This window comes from Streptomyces sp. NPDC048514 (assembly GCF_043199955.1).
Taxonomy (GTDB): Bacteria; Actinomycetota; Actinomycetes; order Streptomycetales; family Streptomycetaceae; genus Streptomyces.
The window spans coordinates 147,568-161,364 of sequence record NZ_JBICWT010000012.1 but is presented as its reverse complement, the minus strand read 5'-3'; the positions used below and the strand labels follow the sequence as shown (position 1 = coordinate 161,364).

General features: G+C 71.7%; 14 protein-coding genes. 4 read left to right on the top strand and 10 right to left on the bottom strand.

The window, feature by feature from the left end:
- Positions 1–59: 59 nt before the first annotated feature.
- Both ACGFT2_RS26570 and ACGFT2_RS26565 read right to left on the bottom strand, forming a co-directional pair.
- The gene (locus tag ACGFT2_RS26570; RefSeq protein ID WP_393282525.1) at positions 60–1,388 is read right to left on the bottom strand and encodes a class I SAM-dependent RNA methyltransferase; all 1,329 of its coding nucleotides are present in this window, start codon (positions 1,386–1,388) and stop codon (positions 60–62) included.
- 120 nt (positions 1,389–1,508) lie between these two features.
- A complete protein-coding gene (locus tag ACGFT2_RS26565) occupies positions 1,509–3,560 on the bottom strand; it encodes an APC family permease (protein ID WP_393282522.1) in 2,052 nt (683 codons plus the stop codon).
- Between the two features lie 161 nt (positions 3,561–3,721).
- On the opposite strand from ACGFT2_RS26565, the gene ACGFT2_RS26560 reads away from it, so the two are divergent.
- The 3 genes from ACGFT2_RS26560 to ACGFT2_RS26550 all read left to right on the top strand — a co-directional run bounded on the left by ACGFT2_RS26560 (position 3,722) and on the right by ACGFT2_RS26550 (position 5,344).
- On the top strand, positions 3,722–3,856 hold the full coding sequence (locus tag ACGFT2_RS26560; protein WP_393282519.1) for a hypothetical protein: 135 nt from the start codon (positions 3,722–3,724) through the stop codon (positions 3,854–3,856).
- A gap of 145 nt (positions 3,857–4,001) precedes the next feature.
- Positions 4,002–4,673: a TrkA family potassium uptake protein gene (locus ACGFT2_RS26555; RefSeq protein ID WP_225827021.1), complete on the top strand. Its 672-nt coding sequence runs from the start codon at positions 4,002–4,004 to the stop codon at positions 4,671–4,673.
- Complete coding sequence (locus ACGFT2_RS26550; protein WP_353599743.1) at positions 4,673–5,344, top strand: TrkA family potassium uptake protein; 672 nt, start codon at positions 4,673–4,675, stop codon at positions 5,342–5,344. The genes ACGFT2_RS26555 and ACGFT2_RS26550 overlap by 1 nt, the downstream gene beginning before the upstream one ends.
- Positions 5,345–5,587: 243 nt before the next feature.
- Here the strand turns inward: ACGFT2_RS26550 and ACGFT2_RS26545 are convergent, their stop codons facing one another.
- The 7 genes from ACGFT2_RS26545 to ACGFT2_RS26515 all read right to left on the bottom strand — a co-directional run bounded on the left by ACGFT2_RS26545 (position 5,588) and on the right by ACGFT2_RS26515 (position 12,352).
- Positions 5,588–6,373, bottom strand: coding sequence for a DUF3159 domain-containing protein (locus ACGFT2_RS26545; RefSeq protein ID WP_393282515.1), 786 nt, complete (start codon positions 6,371–6,373; stop codon positions 5,588–5,590).
- A 3-nt stretch (positions 6,374–6,376) separates the two neighbouring features.
- Entirely contained in the window at positions 6,377–6,775 is a 399-nt protein-coding gene (locus ACGFT2_RS26540; protein WP_393282512.1) for an OB-fold nucleic acid binding domain-containing protein, read from the bottom strand.
- A 43-nt stretch (positions 6,776–6,818) separates the two neighbouring features.
- Entirely contained in the window at positions 6,819–7,529 is a 711-nt protein-coding gene (locus ACGFT2_RS26535) for a response regulator (RefSeq protein WP_393282509.1), read from the bottom strand.
- The gene (locus ACGFT2_RS26530; protein WP_393282506.1) at positions 7,523–10,081 is read right to left on the bottom strand and encodes an ATP-binding protein; all 2,559 of its coding nucleotides are present in this window, start codon (positions 10,079–10,081) and stop codon (positions 7,523–7,525) included. Before ACGFT2_RS26530 ends, ACGFT2_RS26535 begins: the two co-directional genes overlap by 7 nt.
- 372 nt (positions 10,082–10,453) lie before the next feature.
- Positions 10,454–11,218 (bottom strand): DUF3710 domain-containing protein, encoded by a 765-nt coding sequence (locus tag ACGFT2_RS26525; protein ID WP_393282503.1) that lies wholly within the window; start codon positions 11,216–11,218, stop codon positions 10,454–10,456.
- A gap of 1 nt (position 11,219) precedes the next feature.
- Positions 11,220–11,771: a dUTP diphosphatase gene (gene dut / locus ACGFT2_RS26520; RefSeq protein WP_393282500.1), complete on the bottom strand. Its 552-nt coding sequence runs from the start codon at positions 11,769–11,771 to the stop codon at positions 11,220–11,222.
- Positions 11,768–12,352 carry a PaaI family thioesterase gene (locus ACGFT2_RS26515; protein ID WP_393282497.1) on the bottom strand — a complete coding sequence of 195 codons (585 nt, stop codon included), beginning with the start codon at positions 12,350–12,352 and terminating at the stop codon, positions 11,768–11,770. The genes dut and ACGFT2_RS26515 overlap by 4 nt, the downstream gene beginning before the upstream one ends.
- 58 nt (positions 12,353–12,410) lie before the next feature.
- Here ACGFT2_RS26515 and ACGFT2_RS26510 point away from each other — a divergent pair, with 58 nt between their 5' ends.
- Complete coding sequence (locus tag ACGFT2_RS26510; protein WP_393282495.1) at positions 12,411–12,875, top strand: DUF3093 domain-containing protein; 465 nt, start codon at positions 12,411–12,413, stop codon at positions 12,873–12,875.
- Here ACGFT2_RS26510 and ACGFT2_RS26505 read toward each other — a convergent pair.
- A complete protein-coding gene (locus ACGFT2_RS26505) occupies positions 12,872–13,786 on the bottom strand; it encodes a hypothetical protein (protein ID WP_393282493.1) in 915 nt (304 codons plus the stop codon). The genes ACGFT2_RS26510 and ACGFT2_RS26505 overlap by 4 nt on opposite strands.
- Positions 13,787–13,797: the final 11 nt, after the last annotated feature.

Sequence of the window (13,797 nt, the reverse complement as noted above, 5' to 3'; positions counted from 1 at the left end):
ATGCAGAGATGCACCAGGCATGTATCCGTGACGCGCTCAGGCAGCGAACAAACAGCGGGTCAGGCACCCTTGCCCGCAGGTTCGAGAATCGCCACGCACTCCACGTGCGACGTCATCGGGAACAGGTCGAACGCGCGCAGTGTCCGTACCCGGTAGCCGCCCTCGCGGAAGTAGCCGAGGTCGCGGGCCAGGGCGGCGGGGTCGCAGGCGACGTAGGCGATGCGGCGGGCGCCCAGGGTGGCGAGGTGGGCGACCGTCTGGCGGCCGGCGCCCGCGCGGGGCGGGTCGAGGACGACGAGGTCGACCTCCGTGATCCCCGTGCGCGGCAGGACCGACTCGACCTTGCCCTGCTCGATCCGGACGCGCGGGAAGCCGGCCAGGTTGTGCCGCGCGTCCTCCACCGCCCGCTTGCCGGACTCGATGCCGAGGACCGCGCCCTTCTCGCCGAGGCGGTCGGCCAGGGCGCCGGCGAAGAGGCCGACGCCGCAGTACAGGTCCAGGGCCATCTCGCCCTTGCGGGGCAGCAAACCCTGCATGACGGCCTTGACCAGGGTGTCGGCGGCCTGCGGATGGACCTGCCAGAAGCCGCCGCTGCCCACGCGGTAGGTGTGGTCGTCGGCCCGCTCGCGCACGAAGGCGCGGCCGTGGACGCGGTGAACACCGCCGTCGTGCTCGTCGACCCGCATGACGGAGACGGGCCGGTCCAGCTCGACGAGCGGCAGCCGGGCGCCGGGGCGCGGCTCCAGGATCACCATGCGGTCCTGGGAACCCGTCGCGGCGATCGCCTCGACGGAGGCCATGCCGGACCAGTCCCGGTCCTCGATGCCCAGCTCGCTGACGCCGGCCGCGGCGATCATGCAGTGGTCGATCGGCTCGACCTCGTGCGAGCGGTGGCGGCGCAGGCCGGCGTTGCCGTCGGCGTCCACCGCGTACTGCATCCGCGTCCGCCACTGCGGCACCTGGCCGGCCGGCAGCTTGTCCCCCTCGGCCGGCATCACCGTGCCGTCCCAGCCGGCCTCCTCGGGCGTGAGGCCCGCGAGCCGCTGGAGCTGCTCGGCGATCACCTCGCCCTTGAGGCGGCGCTGGGCGCCCGGCTTGGCGTGCTGCCAGTCGCAGCCGCCGCAGCGGCCGGGGCCGGCGAAGGGGCAGGGGGCCTCGATGCGGTCCTTGGCGGCCTGCAGGATCTCCACCGCGTCCGCCCGCAGGAAGCGGGCGCCCTCCTCACCCTCGGTCACCCGGGCCACCACCCGCTCGCCGGGCAGCGTGTGCCGGACGAACAGCACCTGGCCCTCGGAGGTACGGGCGATGCAGTGGCCGCCGTGGGCGACGGGGCCGATCTCGACCTCGTACTCCTCGCCCACCAGCGACTTCGTCGGTTCTGCCTGCATGGTGGGGTGACTCCAGATCGAAGAAGGGGACTCGAGCGGGCGGAAACAGCGCCGCGGGGACGGCCGTACACCGGTCGGGCCGGACAACAGCCCACCAGTCTACGGCCTCCCCGCCGCGCCTCAGTCCTTGGCGGGTGCCGACTCCTTCGGCCGCTCCACCGCCGGACCGCGGCGGACCGCGCCCGGAGCGTTCCATTCCTGGCGCTTGCGGGCCCGCAGCTTGGCCGCCTCGGAGGACTGCAGCTGGTAGGGCACCGAGGTCACCATGACGCCCGGGGTGAACAGCAGGCGGCCCTTCAGGCGCAGGGCGCTCTGGTTGTGCAGCAGGTGCTCGTACCAGTGGCCGACCACGTACTCGGGGATGATCACCGAGACCGCGTCGCGCGGGGACTCCTTGCGCAGGCTCTTGACGTACTCGATCACCGGCCGGGTCACCTCGCGGTACGGCGAGTCCAGGACCTTCAGCGGTACGTCGATACCGCGCCGCTCCCACTCCTCGCGCAGCGCCTTGGTCTCGGCCGGGTCGACGTTGACCGTCAGGGCCTCCAGGGTGTCCGAGCGCATCAGCTTGGCATAGGCCAGGGCGCGCAGCGTCGGGCGGTGGATCTTGGAGATGAGGACGACGGAGTGCACGCGGGAGGGGCGGACCATGTCGTCGGAGGGGCCCTCGGGGGCCGCGATCTCCTCGGCCACGCGGTCGTAGTGCTTCCGGATCGCGGTCATGGTCGCGTAGAAGATGCACATGCCGAGCAGCGCCACCCAGGCACCGTGGGTGAACTTGGTGACCAGGACGACGACCAGCACCAGGCCGGTGAAGAAGGCGCCGAACGCGTTGATCGCGCGGGAGCGGACCATGTGGCGGCGCTTGGCCGGGTCCCTCTCGACGGCCAGATGGCGGTTCCAGTGCCGGACCATGCCGGTCTGGCTGAGCGTGAAGGACACGAACACGCCGACGATGTACAGCTGGATCAGGCGCGTGGAGTCGGCACCGTAGATGACCACCAGCAGGGCGGCCGCGCCGGCGAGCAGCACGATGCCGTTGGAGAAGGCGAGGCGGTCGCCGCGGGTGTGCAACTGGCGCGGGAGGTAGCGGTCCTGGGCGAGGATCGAGCCGAGCAGCGGGAAGCCGTTGTACGCCGTGTTGGCCGCGAGGAACAGCACCAGGGCGGTGGCGGCCGCCAGCAGGATGAACAGGAAGCTGCCCTTGCCGAACACCGCCTCGGCGACCTGGGAGATCACCGGGTTCTGGACGTAGCCGGAACCGACCGGGCTGCCGTTGTGGATCAGGTCGGTGGCCGGGTGCTCGGCCATACGCACCTTGGTCGACATCGCCAGGGCGATGATGCCGCAGAACATGGTGACGGCCAGCAGGCCCATCATCGCGAGCGTGGTCGCCGCGTTCTTCGACTTGGGCTTGCGGAAGGCGGGGACGCCGTTGGAGATGGCCTCCACGCCCGTCAGGGCGGCACAGCCGGAGGAGAAGGCGCGCAGGAGCAGGAAGACGAGCGCGAAGCCGGCGAGGCCCTGGTGCTCGGCCTTGATGTGGAAGTCGGCCGTCGGGGCGCGCATGGTGTCGCCGAGGACCAGGCCCCGGAAGGCGCCCCACGCGACCATGATGAAGACGCCGCCCACGAAGACGTACGTCGGGATCGCGAAGAGCTTGCCCGACTCCCTGACGCCGCGCAGGTTCATCAGCGTGAGCAGGATGATCACGGCGGTCGCGCACAGCACCTTGTGCTCGACCACGAAGGGGATCGCGGAGCCGAGGTTCTCGATGCCGGAGGCGATGGAGACGGCCACGGTGAGGACGTAGTCCACGAGCAGGGCGCTGGCGACGGTCAGACCGGCCTTGGGACCCAGGTTGGTCGTGGCGACCTCGTAGTCGCCGCCACCGCTCGGGTACGCGTGCACGTTCTGCCGGTAGGAGGCGACCACGGTGAACATCAGCACGACGACCGCGACGGCGATCCAGGGGCTGAAGTGGTACGCCGACACACCCGCGATGGACAGGACCAGCAGGACCTCCCCCGGCGCGTAGGCGACGGAGGACAGCGGGTCGGAGGCGAAGACGGGCAGTGCGATGCGCTTCGGTAGGAGCGTTTCGCCCAACCGGTCACTGCGCAGTGCGCGCCCGATCAAAATCCGTTTGGGCACGTCGGTCAGTTTGGACACGAGAGAGGATCGTAAGCCTTCGAACAGGCAGCCGCCCAGTCGCCGTCCCGTATCTGCCCCACGAGTGAACTCCAGCCTCACTGGAACTGCGGATTCCGCGGTGGGTCCGTCTTCCGTGCCTAGATGGCAAACCCCGCCTGTCTTCGCACTTCGGAGGTTCCATGCCCGCGACCGCTGAGCTGATCGGGGCCACGGTCGCCCTCGTCGGCCTCGGAATCCTGACCCGGTGCAGCGTGCGCAGCATCACTCGCCGGTGGGCGCGGTCCGTGCTCACCGACGGGGAGCGGCGCAGCTGATCGAGGTGGCCGCGGGCCCGGGTCGCCGCTGATCGCGGAAACCCGGGTCCGGGGGTGCACACCCCGAACCGCCCGTGTGTAGCTTTGGGCGTCGGTCTGAGACCCTGATGCTGAGCAGTAACTTTTGGACACCGGAAGGACGGTCGTGCACATCGTCATCATGGGCTGCGGACGAGTGGGTTCCGCCCTCGCCCAGACCCTGGAGCAACAGGGACACACGGTCGCCGTGATCGACCAGGACCCCACCGCCTTCCGCCGGCTCGGCCCGGGATTCGGGGGCCGCCGGGTCACCGGTGTCGGCTTCGACCAGGACACCCTGCGCGAGGCGGGTATCGAGGAGGCCGGCGCCTTCGCCGCCGTCTCCAGCGGTGACAACTCCAACATCATCTCCGCGCGCGTGGCCCGCGAGATGTTCGGTGTGGAGAACGTGGCCGCCCGCATCTACGACCCCCGCCGGGCCGAGGTCTACCAGCGCCTGGGCATCCCCACCGTGGCCACGGTCCGCTGGACCGCCGACCAGATGCTGCGCCGCCTGCTGCCGTCCGGGGCCGAGCCGTTGTGGCGCGACCCCACCGGCGGTGTCCAGCTCGCCGAGGTGCACGCCTCCCCGAAGTGGGTCGGGCACAAGATCAGCAAGCTGCAGGAGGAGACGGGCGTCCGGGTGGCGTTCCTGACCCGGCTGGGAGAGGCGATCCTGCCGACCTCGCAGACGGTGCTGCAGGAGGGCGACCTCGTGCACGTGATGATGCGGACGGACGACGTGGAGAAGGTCGAGGCGGCGTTCGCCGGAGGCCCGGAAGAGGAGGGCGGTCACTGATGAGGGTCGCCATTGCCGGTGCCGGCGCCGTCGGCCGCTCGATCGCGGGCGAGCTGCTGGAGAACGGCCACGAGGTCCTGCTGATCGACAAGGCCCCGACCGCCATCTCGGTGGAGCGGGTGCCCCAGGCGGAGTGGCTGCTGGCCGACGCCTGCGAGATCACGTCACTGGACGAGGCGGCGCTGCAGCGCTGCAACGTCGTCATCGCCGCGACCGGCGACGACAAGGTCAACCTGGTCGTGTCGCTGCTGGCCAAGACGGAGTACGGCGTTCCGCGCGTCGTCGCCCGGGTGAACAACCCGAAGAACGAGTGGCTGTTCAACGAGTCCTGGGGCGTCGACGTGGCCGTGTCCACGCCGCGTCTGATGTCCGCCCTGGTCGAGGAGGCGGTGAGCGTCGGCGATCTGGTCCGGCTGCTCCGCTTCAGCCACGGCGACGCCAACCTGGTCGAGCTGACCCTGCCCGAGGAGTCGGCCCTGGCCGGCACCCAGGTCGGCGACGTGGAGTGGCCGCAGGACACCTCCCTGGTCACGATCATCCGTGGCACGCGGGTGCTGACGCCCTCCAAGGAGGACTCCCTGGAGGCGGGCGACGAACTGCTCTTCGTGGCCGCGCAGGCCCGGGAGGAGCAGCTGGAGGAGCTGCTGTCGGTGCGGCGCGAACAGGCCTGACAGCGGCCCTGCACGCAGAACCGCGGAAGAGACGGAACCGGGCCGGCCACGGCAGAGACGCGAGCCGGCCCGACCGCGGACGGAGAAGGACAGGACCGGTCCGACCGCAGCAGCATCGCGGGCCGGTCTCACCGCGGCAGAACACGGGCCGGCCTTGCAGCAGGACCGCGAGCCGGCCCGACCGCGAACGGAGAAGGGCGCCCTCGGCAGCGGGGGCGCCCTTCTTCGTCGTACGACGGCTGCTCACGCCTCCCGGCGGTGGCGTCCTCCGGCCGCTTCGCCGCCCTCGGCGGCCAGCGCGGCGTCGCGCTCCTGCTCGGCCTTGCGCTGCTCCTCGGCCTTCTCCTCGGCCTCCATCTCCGCGAACACGTCGATGGGCGCGGGCGCCTTGGCGAGGAAGACCCAGGTGAGCCAGACCGCCAGCAGGAACGGCGGGATCTTCAGGGCGACCAGGATCCAGCCGAGCGAGGTGGTGTCGGCCCACCAGTACAGCGGGAAGAGGATCGCGCACTTGGCCAGCAGGATCAGGCCCCAGGCCCAACTGGCCTTCGCGTACGCCTTCTTGCGGCCGGGGTTGCGGGTGCGCCAGGAGAGGTTCTCCTTGAAGACCGGGCCCAGGATCAGGCCGATCAGGGGCACGCCGGCGAGCGTCGTGACGATGTACGCCAGCGCCAGGCCCAGCGTGTAGAGCATGCCGGGGAGGTAGAAGTCCTTGGCGTTGCCGGTGAACATCGCGAACACGACGCCGAAGGCCACGCCGAACACGCCGCTGAAGGCGTGCTTGACGGTGTCCTTCATGGCCAGCCGGACCACGACCAGCACCAGGGACACGGCAAGGGCGGCGATCGCGGCGAGATGGAGGTTCTTGTCGATCGTGAAGATCGTGACGAACAGCAGGCCCGGCACGACCGTCTCGACCATGCCGCGGACACCGCCGAACGCCTCGAACAGCGCCGCCTCGGTGACCGCGCGGGCATCCGCCGGCGGACTCTGGTCGGTACCTTCGGTCGGCTTGTCGAGGGACGTCACCGGCTACTCCCGTCCAAGGGGTCGCAGTTCGTATTTCGGGTTGAACAGCACCCGGCGGCCCCGGCTCATCGAGATCCGGCCCGATGCGAGCAGCTTGCGCCCCGGTTCTATGCCCACGATGGAGCGCCTGCCGAGCCACACGACGTCGAGCGCGGCCGAGCCGTCGAACAGCTCGGCCTCCAGGGCCGGAACCCCGGCACGCGGACGCAGGGTGACCGTGCGCAACGTACCAGTTACGGTGACGATCTGCCGGTCATGGCAGTCGCCGATCTTGGTACAGCCCGCCGTCTCGGCGTCCTCGCGCAGCTCCTCGGACTCCAGGTCCTCCTGCGACGAGGAGAGCCGGTCGAGCATGCGCCGGAACCGGCCGGCCGGCTTTTCGGATCGAGGAACAGCAGTCATATGTGAAGGGTACCGGGGAGGGCCGGCAGCACTGTAAGCCAGCTCACGTCTCGAACCGGTAGCCCATTCCCGGTTCCGTGATGAAGTGCTCCGGGTGGGAGGGGTTCGTCTCCAGCTTCCGGCGCAGCTGGGCCATGTACACCCGCAGGTAGTTCGTCTCGGTCCCGTACGACGGTCCCCACACCTCCTGCAGCAGCTGCTTCTGGCTGACCAGGCGGCCCGTGTTGCGGACCAGCACCTCCAGCAGATGCCACTCGGTGGGAGTGAGGCGGACGTCCTTGCCGCCGCGGTCGACCTTCTTGGCGGCGAGGTCGACGGTGAAGTTCGCCGTCTCGACGGTCGTCACGTCGTCCTCGCCGGGGCCGACCGGCTCGGCCCGGCGCACGGCGGCCCGCAGCCGGGCCAGCAGCTCGTCCATGCCGAACGGCTTGGTGACGTAGTCGTCGGCGCCCGCGTCCAGCGCCTGGACCTTCTCGTCGGAGGAGTGGCGGGCCGACAGGACCAGGATCGGGACGCGGGTCCAGCCGCGCAGCCCCCGGATCACCTCGACGCCGTCCATGTCGGGCAGGCCCAGGTCGAGGACCACCACGTCGGGGTGGCGGCAGGCGGCCAGCTCCAGGGCGGTCCGGCCGTCGGGGGCCGCGTCGACCTCGTACCTGCGCGCCTTGAGGTTGATCACGAGAGCGCGCACGATCTGCGGTTCGTCCTCGACCACGAGCACCCGTGTGGGGGTCCCCCCGTTCGGGCTCAGCATAGGGTCTGCCTCTCTGGTTCTGCGGTGTCCGGGCGGGAAGCCGGTGGTTCGGGAGGAGATCCTGCCGCGCGGAGGCTGAGCACCATGGTGAGCCCGCCGCCCGGCGTGTCCTCGGCGTCCAGGGTGCCGCCCATGGCCTCGGCGAAGCCCCGGGCGACGGCGAGGCCGAGCCCGACCCCGGCCCCGCGCGGAGCGTCGCCGTACCGCTGGAAGGGCTCGAAGATGCGGTCCTTGGCCTCGTCCGGCACCCCCGGTCCGCGGTCCACCACGCGCACCTCGACGCGATCGGCCAAGGCGCTGGCGGAGACCAGTACGCGCCGCCCGCGCGGGCTGTACTTGACGGCGTTCTCCACCAGGTTGGCCACCGACCGCTCCAGCAGGCCGGGGTCGACGGCGACCATGGGCAGGGTCTCGGGCACGTCCAGGTCGACGCCGTCCTCCGGCACGCCGCCCAGCGCCATCGGGACGACCTCGTCGACGTCGATCTCGCGGATGAGCGGGGTGACGGTGCCGGTCTGCAGGCGGGACACGTCGAGGAGGTTGCCCACGAGGTGGTCGAGGCGGTCGGCGCCCTCCTCGATGCCTTCGAGCAGCTCCGCCCGGTCCTCCTCGGACCAGGCCACGTCGTCGGAGCGCAGGGAGGTGACCGCGACCTTGATCCCGGCGAGCGGTGTGCGCAGGTCGTGGCTGACCGCGGCCAGCAGGGCGGTGCGGATGCGGTTGCCCTCGGCCAGCACGCGGGCCTGGTCGGCCTCCTCCCGCAGCCGCCTGCGGTCGAGGACGACGGCGGCCTGCGCGGCGAAGGCGGCGAGCACCCGGCGGTCCTCGGCGGGCAGCACCCGGCCGGTGAGCGCGAGCGCCATGTGGTCGCTGACGGGCATGTCCACGTCGGCGTCCTCGGGCCGGTCGAGCGGGGGGCCGGACCCGGCGCGGCCGGCGCAGGTCCACGGGTCCACGTCGCTCGCCCGTTCCAGCAGGGCGGCCGACTCCACGGCGAAGGTCTCGCGGACCCGCTCCAGCAGCTCCTCCAGGCTCGTCTCGCCGCGCAGCACGTTCCCGGCGAGGAAGGAGAGGATCTCGGACTCGGCGCGCAGCCGGGCGGCCTGGTGCGTGCGCCGGGCCGCGAGGTCCACCACCGAGGCGACCGACACACCGACCCCGACGAAGATCGCGATGGCGATGATGTTCCTGGGGTCGGCGACGGTCAGCCGGTGCAGGGGCCGGGTGTAGAAGTAGTTCAGCAGCAGCGAGCCGAAGGCCGCGGAGGCCAGGGCGGGCAGCAGCCCGCCGACCAGCGCCGCCGCCACCGTGACGGCCAGGAACAGCAGCATGTCGTTGGCGAGCCCGAGGCCGGCGGTGTTCAGCAGCACCGCGAGGACCGCCGGGCCGGCCAGGCCCACCACCCAGCCCGTGACGACCCGGGCCCGCCCGAGGCGCCCGCCGCGGGCCACGGGCAGTCCGCGGCCCTTGGCGGCCTCCTCGTGGGTGACGATGTGGACGTCGAGGTCGGAGCCGGACTCCCGGGCGACCGTGGCGCCGACACCGGGCCCGAAGACGTACTGCCAGGCCTTCCGGCGCGAGGAGCCCAGCACGATCTGGGTGGCGTTGACGCCGCGCGCGAAGTCCAGCAGGGCGGCCGGTATGTCGTCGCCGACCACGTGGTGGAAGGTGCCGCCGAGGTCCTCCACCAGGGTGCGCTGGACGGCCAGTTCCTCGGGCGAGGCGGAGGTGAGGCCGTCGCTGCGGGCTATGTAGACGGCGAGGACCTCGCCACCGGCACCCTTCTCGGCGAGGCGCGCGGCGCGCCGGATGAGGGTGCGTCCCTCGGGGCCGCCGGTCAGTCCGACGACGATGCGCTCGCGGGAGCCCCAGATTTTGGAGACCCGGTGCTCGCTGCGGTACTGGTTCAGGTACTCGTCGACCCGGTCGGCCACCCACAGCAGTGCCAGCTCGCGCAGGGCGGTCAGGTTTCCCGGGCGGAAGTAGTTGGACAGTGCCGCGTCGACCTTGTCCGACGGGTAGATGTTGCCGTGTGCCATACGGCGGCGAAGCGCCTGCGGGGACATGTCGACCAGCTCTATCTGGTCGGCCCGACGGACCACCTCGTCCGGGACCGTCTCGCGCTGCCGCACCCCGGTGATCGACTCCACGACGTCGCCGAGCGATTCCAGGTGCTGGATGTCGACGGTCGAGACCACGTCGATCCCGGCGGCGAGCAGCTCCTGGACGTCCTGCCAGCGCTTGGCGTTGCGGGAGCCGGGGATGTTGGTGTGGGCGAGTTCGTCCACGAGGGCGACGGCGGGGGCCCGGCGCAGTACGGCGTCGACGTCCATCTCGCCGAAGGTGGTGTCCCGGTACTCCAGCTGCCTGCGCGTCACCTGTTCCAGGCCGTGCAGCAGCAGGTCGGTGCGCGGCCTGGGGTGGTGCTCGACGAAGGCGACGACGCAGTCGGTCCCCCGCTCGACACGGCGGTGCGCCTCGGAGAGCATCGCGTAGGTCTTGCCCACGCCCGGTGCCGCACCGAGATAGATCCGAAGCCTTCCGCGTGCCATGGCTCCATTGTCTTCCCGTGACTGCTGCCTACGCAGCGTCGACCCTACGGCCGGCGAGCCCGGCATTCGGGACTCGGGGGGCGGCCACCGGGCAACTTTGACGCAACCCTGATGAGGGACCCTGCCGGGCCCGCGGTCGGGGTGCGTTCCCCCTCCCCCGCTCGTTCCGCCCCCCCCGGCTCGTTCCGCCCTCCCCGTCGTCCTCGGGGACCGGGCGCGAGTGACCCCGCCGCCGCACAGCCGGCCGGGGACGGCCGTGCCGAGCTGGTACTTGGTGAGCCGTCAAAAGGTCACGCATGCGAAAGGGCAGGTGGAAAGGGCATGCGAAAAGGGCCGCACCCCGAGGGGTACGGCCCTTGCGTCGTGCCGGTGTCAGCGGACCTCGGTGATCTCCGGTCCGCGCTGCAGCTGGCCCATGCCGCCGGAGAAGCGCGAGCCCTCCTCCTGCTGTACGCCCTCGGGAACCATCTGGGCGTCGTCGGGCAGCTTCAGGACGATCGGGTCGCGGGGCGCCATCGGGCCCTCGCCGCGGACCACGACCGTGTCCCGGAAGATCTGCTCCAGCAGGCCTGCGGCCTGCGGCTGCACCGCTCCCTGGCCGGAGATCACACCGCGCAGGAACCAGCGCGGGCCGTCCACGCCGACGAACCGCACGACCTGGAAGCCGCCGGTGCCGTCCGGCAGCTGCACCGGTACCTGAGCGCGCAGCTCCCAGCCCAGCGGGCCCTCGACCTCGTCGACGATGCCACCCTGCTGGGTGATGCCGGAGGCGATCTCCTCGCGGACCTCGCCCCAGATGCCCTCGCGCTTGGGCGCGGCGAACCCCTGGAGCTGGACGGCGCTGTCACGCAGCACGACGGTCGCGGCGACGATGGCGTCACCGGCGACCTCGACCCGCAGCTCCATGCCGTCGACGCCCGGGATGAACAGTCCGCCGAGGTCCACGCGGCCCTCACCCGGGTCCCGTACCTCTTCGCTGTCCCACGGCCCGTCGGGCCGGGGCCCGGGCTCCAGCCGAACGCGCCCGCGCTCGGCCTCCACGTCCTCGTCCGCCTCGGTGTCGACGCTGTCGACGACCTGCTCGGCCTCGCCGGCCGCGTCCTCGGCGGCACCCTTCTTGTTGCGACGTCCGAACACGTCACTGTCCTTCCCGGTCGGATACGACCGAAGCGTATCGATTCCCACCCGCCGGACCGCCATCGGCGGCCCGGCCGCTTGTGCCGCTCTCGTCGCCCACCGCGGCGTGGCCACCGGTGGACCCGAAGCCCCCTTCGGCCCGCGCTGAGCCGGGAAGTTCCGCCACCTCCTGGAAGCGGACCCTCTCGACCTGCTGGACGACCAGTTGGGCAATCCGGTCGAAGCGCTCGAACCGCACGGACTCGCGCGGGTCGAGGTTCACCACGATCACCTTGATCTCCCCACGGTACCCGGCGTCAACCGTCCCTGGGGCATTCACGAGGGCCACACCGCAGCGGGCGGCGAGGCCGGAACGCGCGTGCACGAAGGCCGCGTACCCCTCGGGGAGGGCGATCGACACACCCGTGGGCAGCACGGCACGCTCACCGGGCTTCAGCTCGCACGCCTCGGTGGTGCGCAGATCGGCTCCGGCGTCGCCGGGGTGCTCGTACGCCGGAAGCGGTACGTCCGGATCGACGCGCCGGATCAGCACGCTCAGGGGGGCTCGGCTCACGGGTTCACCTCGAAGGCGCGGGCGCGCCGGATCTGGTCCGGGTCGTTCATGGCCGCCTGGATCTCCTCCGTGCGGCCGTGGTCGATGAAGTGGTCCATCTTGACCTCGATGAAGAGGGCGTCGGCGCGCACGGCGACGGGACCGTCGGGGCCGCCGATGCGGCCGGTGGCGGTGGAGTAGATCTTCCGCCCGGCGACGGCGGTGATCTCGGCCTCCAGGTGCAGCGTGGTGCCGACCGGCACGGGCCGCACGAAGTCGGTCTCCAGCCTGCCGGTGACCGCGATGGTGCGCAGCAGCCAGTTCAGCGAACCGAGGGTCTCGTCCAGGGCGGTGGCCAGCACTCCGCCGTGGGCGAGGCCGGGGGCGCCCTGGTGGGCGGGCTGGACGGTGAACTCGGCGGTCAGCGAGACGCCGTCACCGGCCCGGGCCTCCAGGTGCAGACCGTGGGACTGCCCGGGACCACAACCGAAACAGTGTTCGTAGTGGGCGCCGAGAAGCTGCCCGGGTGCCGGCGCATCGGGGTGCCGTACCGGTTTCACCGCGTCGGCGGGAGGCTGAAGAGCTGCGGAACTACCACTCACAGGCGCAGACCTTACCCGCGCGCCGGCCGACTTCGGATCCCGTGCCAAGCTTGGCCCCATGCAGCTCTCCGCCACCCCCTACGAAGAACGCCTCACCGCCCCCCGCTCGTGGTGGCTGATCAGCTTCCTCGTGGGCGTCTCCTTCGCCCTGATCCTGCTGCCCTTCGGGACCCTGCCGCTGCTCGGCGGCCTGGTCGGCGGTACGGCTGCCGCGGCGGTGGTGGCCAGCGCGTACGGCTCCCCGCGCATCCGTGTCGTGGGCGACTCGCTGATCGCGGGCGAGGCGAAGATCCCGGTGTCGGCGCTGGGCGAGTCCGAGATCCTGGACGCCGCGGAGGCCCGCGCCTGGCGGACGCACAAGGCCGACACCCGCGCCTTCCTGCTGCTGCGGTCCTACATCCCGACGGCGCTCCGCGTGCTGGTCACCGATCCCGAGGACCCGACGCCCTACCTCTACCTGTCGACGCGGGAGCCGGAGGCGCTGGCCGCGGCGATCGAGGCGGCCCGCAGGGCGAACGGCTAGTACTCCCCGGGGAGGTCGCCGGGACGCTCGCGCATCGTCAGCGGCTCGGCCGGCCGCTCCAGGGGCGGCAGCTCGGGCAGCTCGTCCCACGGCACCTGGATCTTGCGCAGGTCGGCGCGGATGCGCCCGGCGAGTCTTCTGGTGTCACGGCGGTTCATGACCGCCCCGACCGCGGCTCCCACCATGAACGGCATCAGGTTGGGCAGGTCGCGGACCATCCGCTTCATGATCCGCTGACGCAGTTCGCGTTTCATGCGCCCGCCGAGGGCCGTGTCGTACGTCGACGGCTTCATCACGTCGATGCCGCGCTCCCCCGACCAGGAGGACAGATACGCGGCGCTGCGGGTCTTCAGGTTGCCGGGCGGACGTGTGCCGTAGACCTCGTGCAGTTCGGCGATGAGCTTCAGCTCGACCGCGGCCACGCCGGTGATCTCCGCGGCCAGCTCGGTCGGCATGGCGGGCGGCACCGGCAGCATCGCCGCCGCCCCGACCCCGGCGCCGATGGCCGAGGTCCCGGCCGCGGCGCCCGCCACCAGCTTGTCGGCCAGTTCCTCGGGGCCGAGACCCGGGAACTGTCTGCGCAGGGCCGCGAGGTCACGTACGGGTACACGCGGGGCGATCTCGATGATCCGGTCCGCGAGGTACGCCAGCCCCGCGCGGGCGCGGCCACCGCCCTTCCTGGCCCCTTCCCGGGCTCTCTCACGCAGCACCGCGGCCCGTCGTCTGGTGACGGGCGCGGGGTGCCGCTCCGGCGCCGGCAGGTCTGCCCCGGCGGCCGCCGGTTCGAGCGAGGCTCCCGCACCTGCTGAGCCCCGCTCGTCGTCACGCGCGCCCTGCGGGCCGCCGGACGGCCCATGGTCCGCTCTCCGCAGGGAGAAGCGGCGCTTCCGCGGAGGGGTCGAGCCAGACACGGCCGACCCGT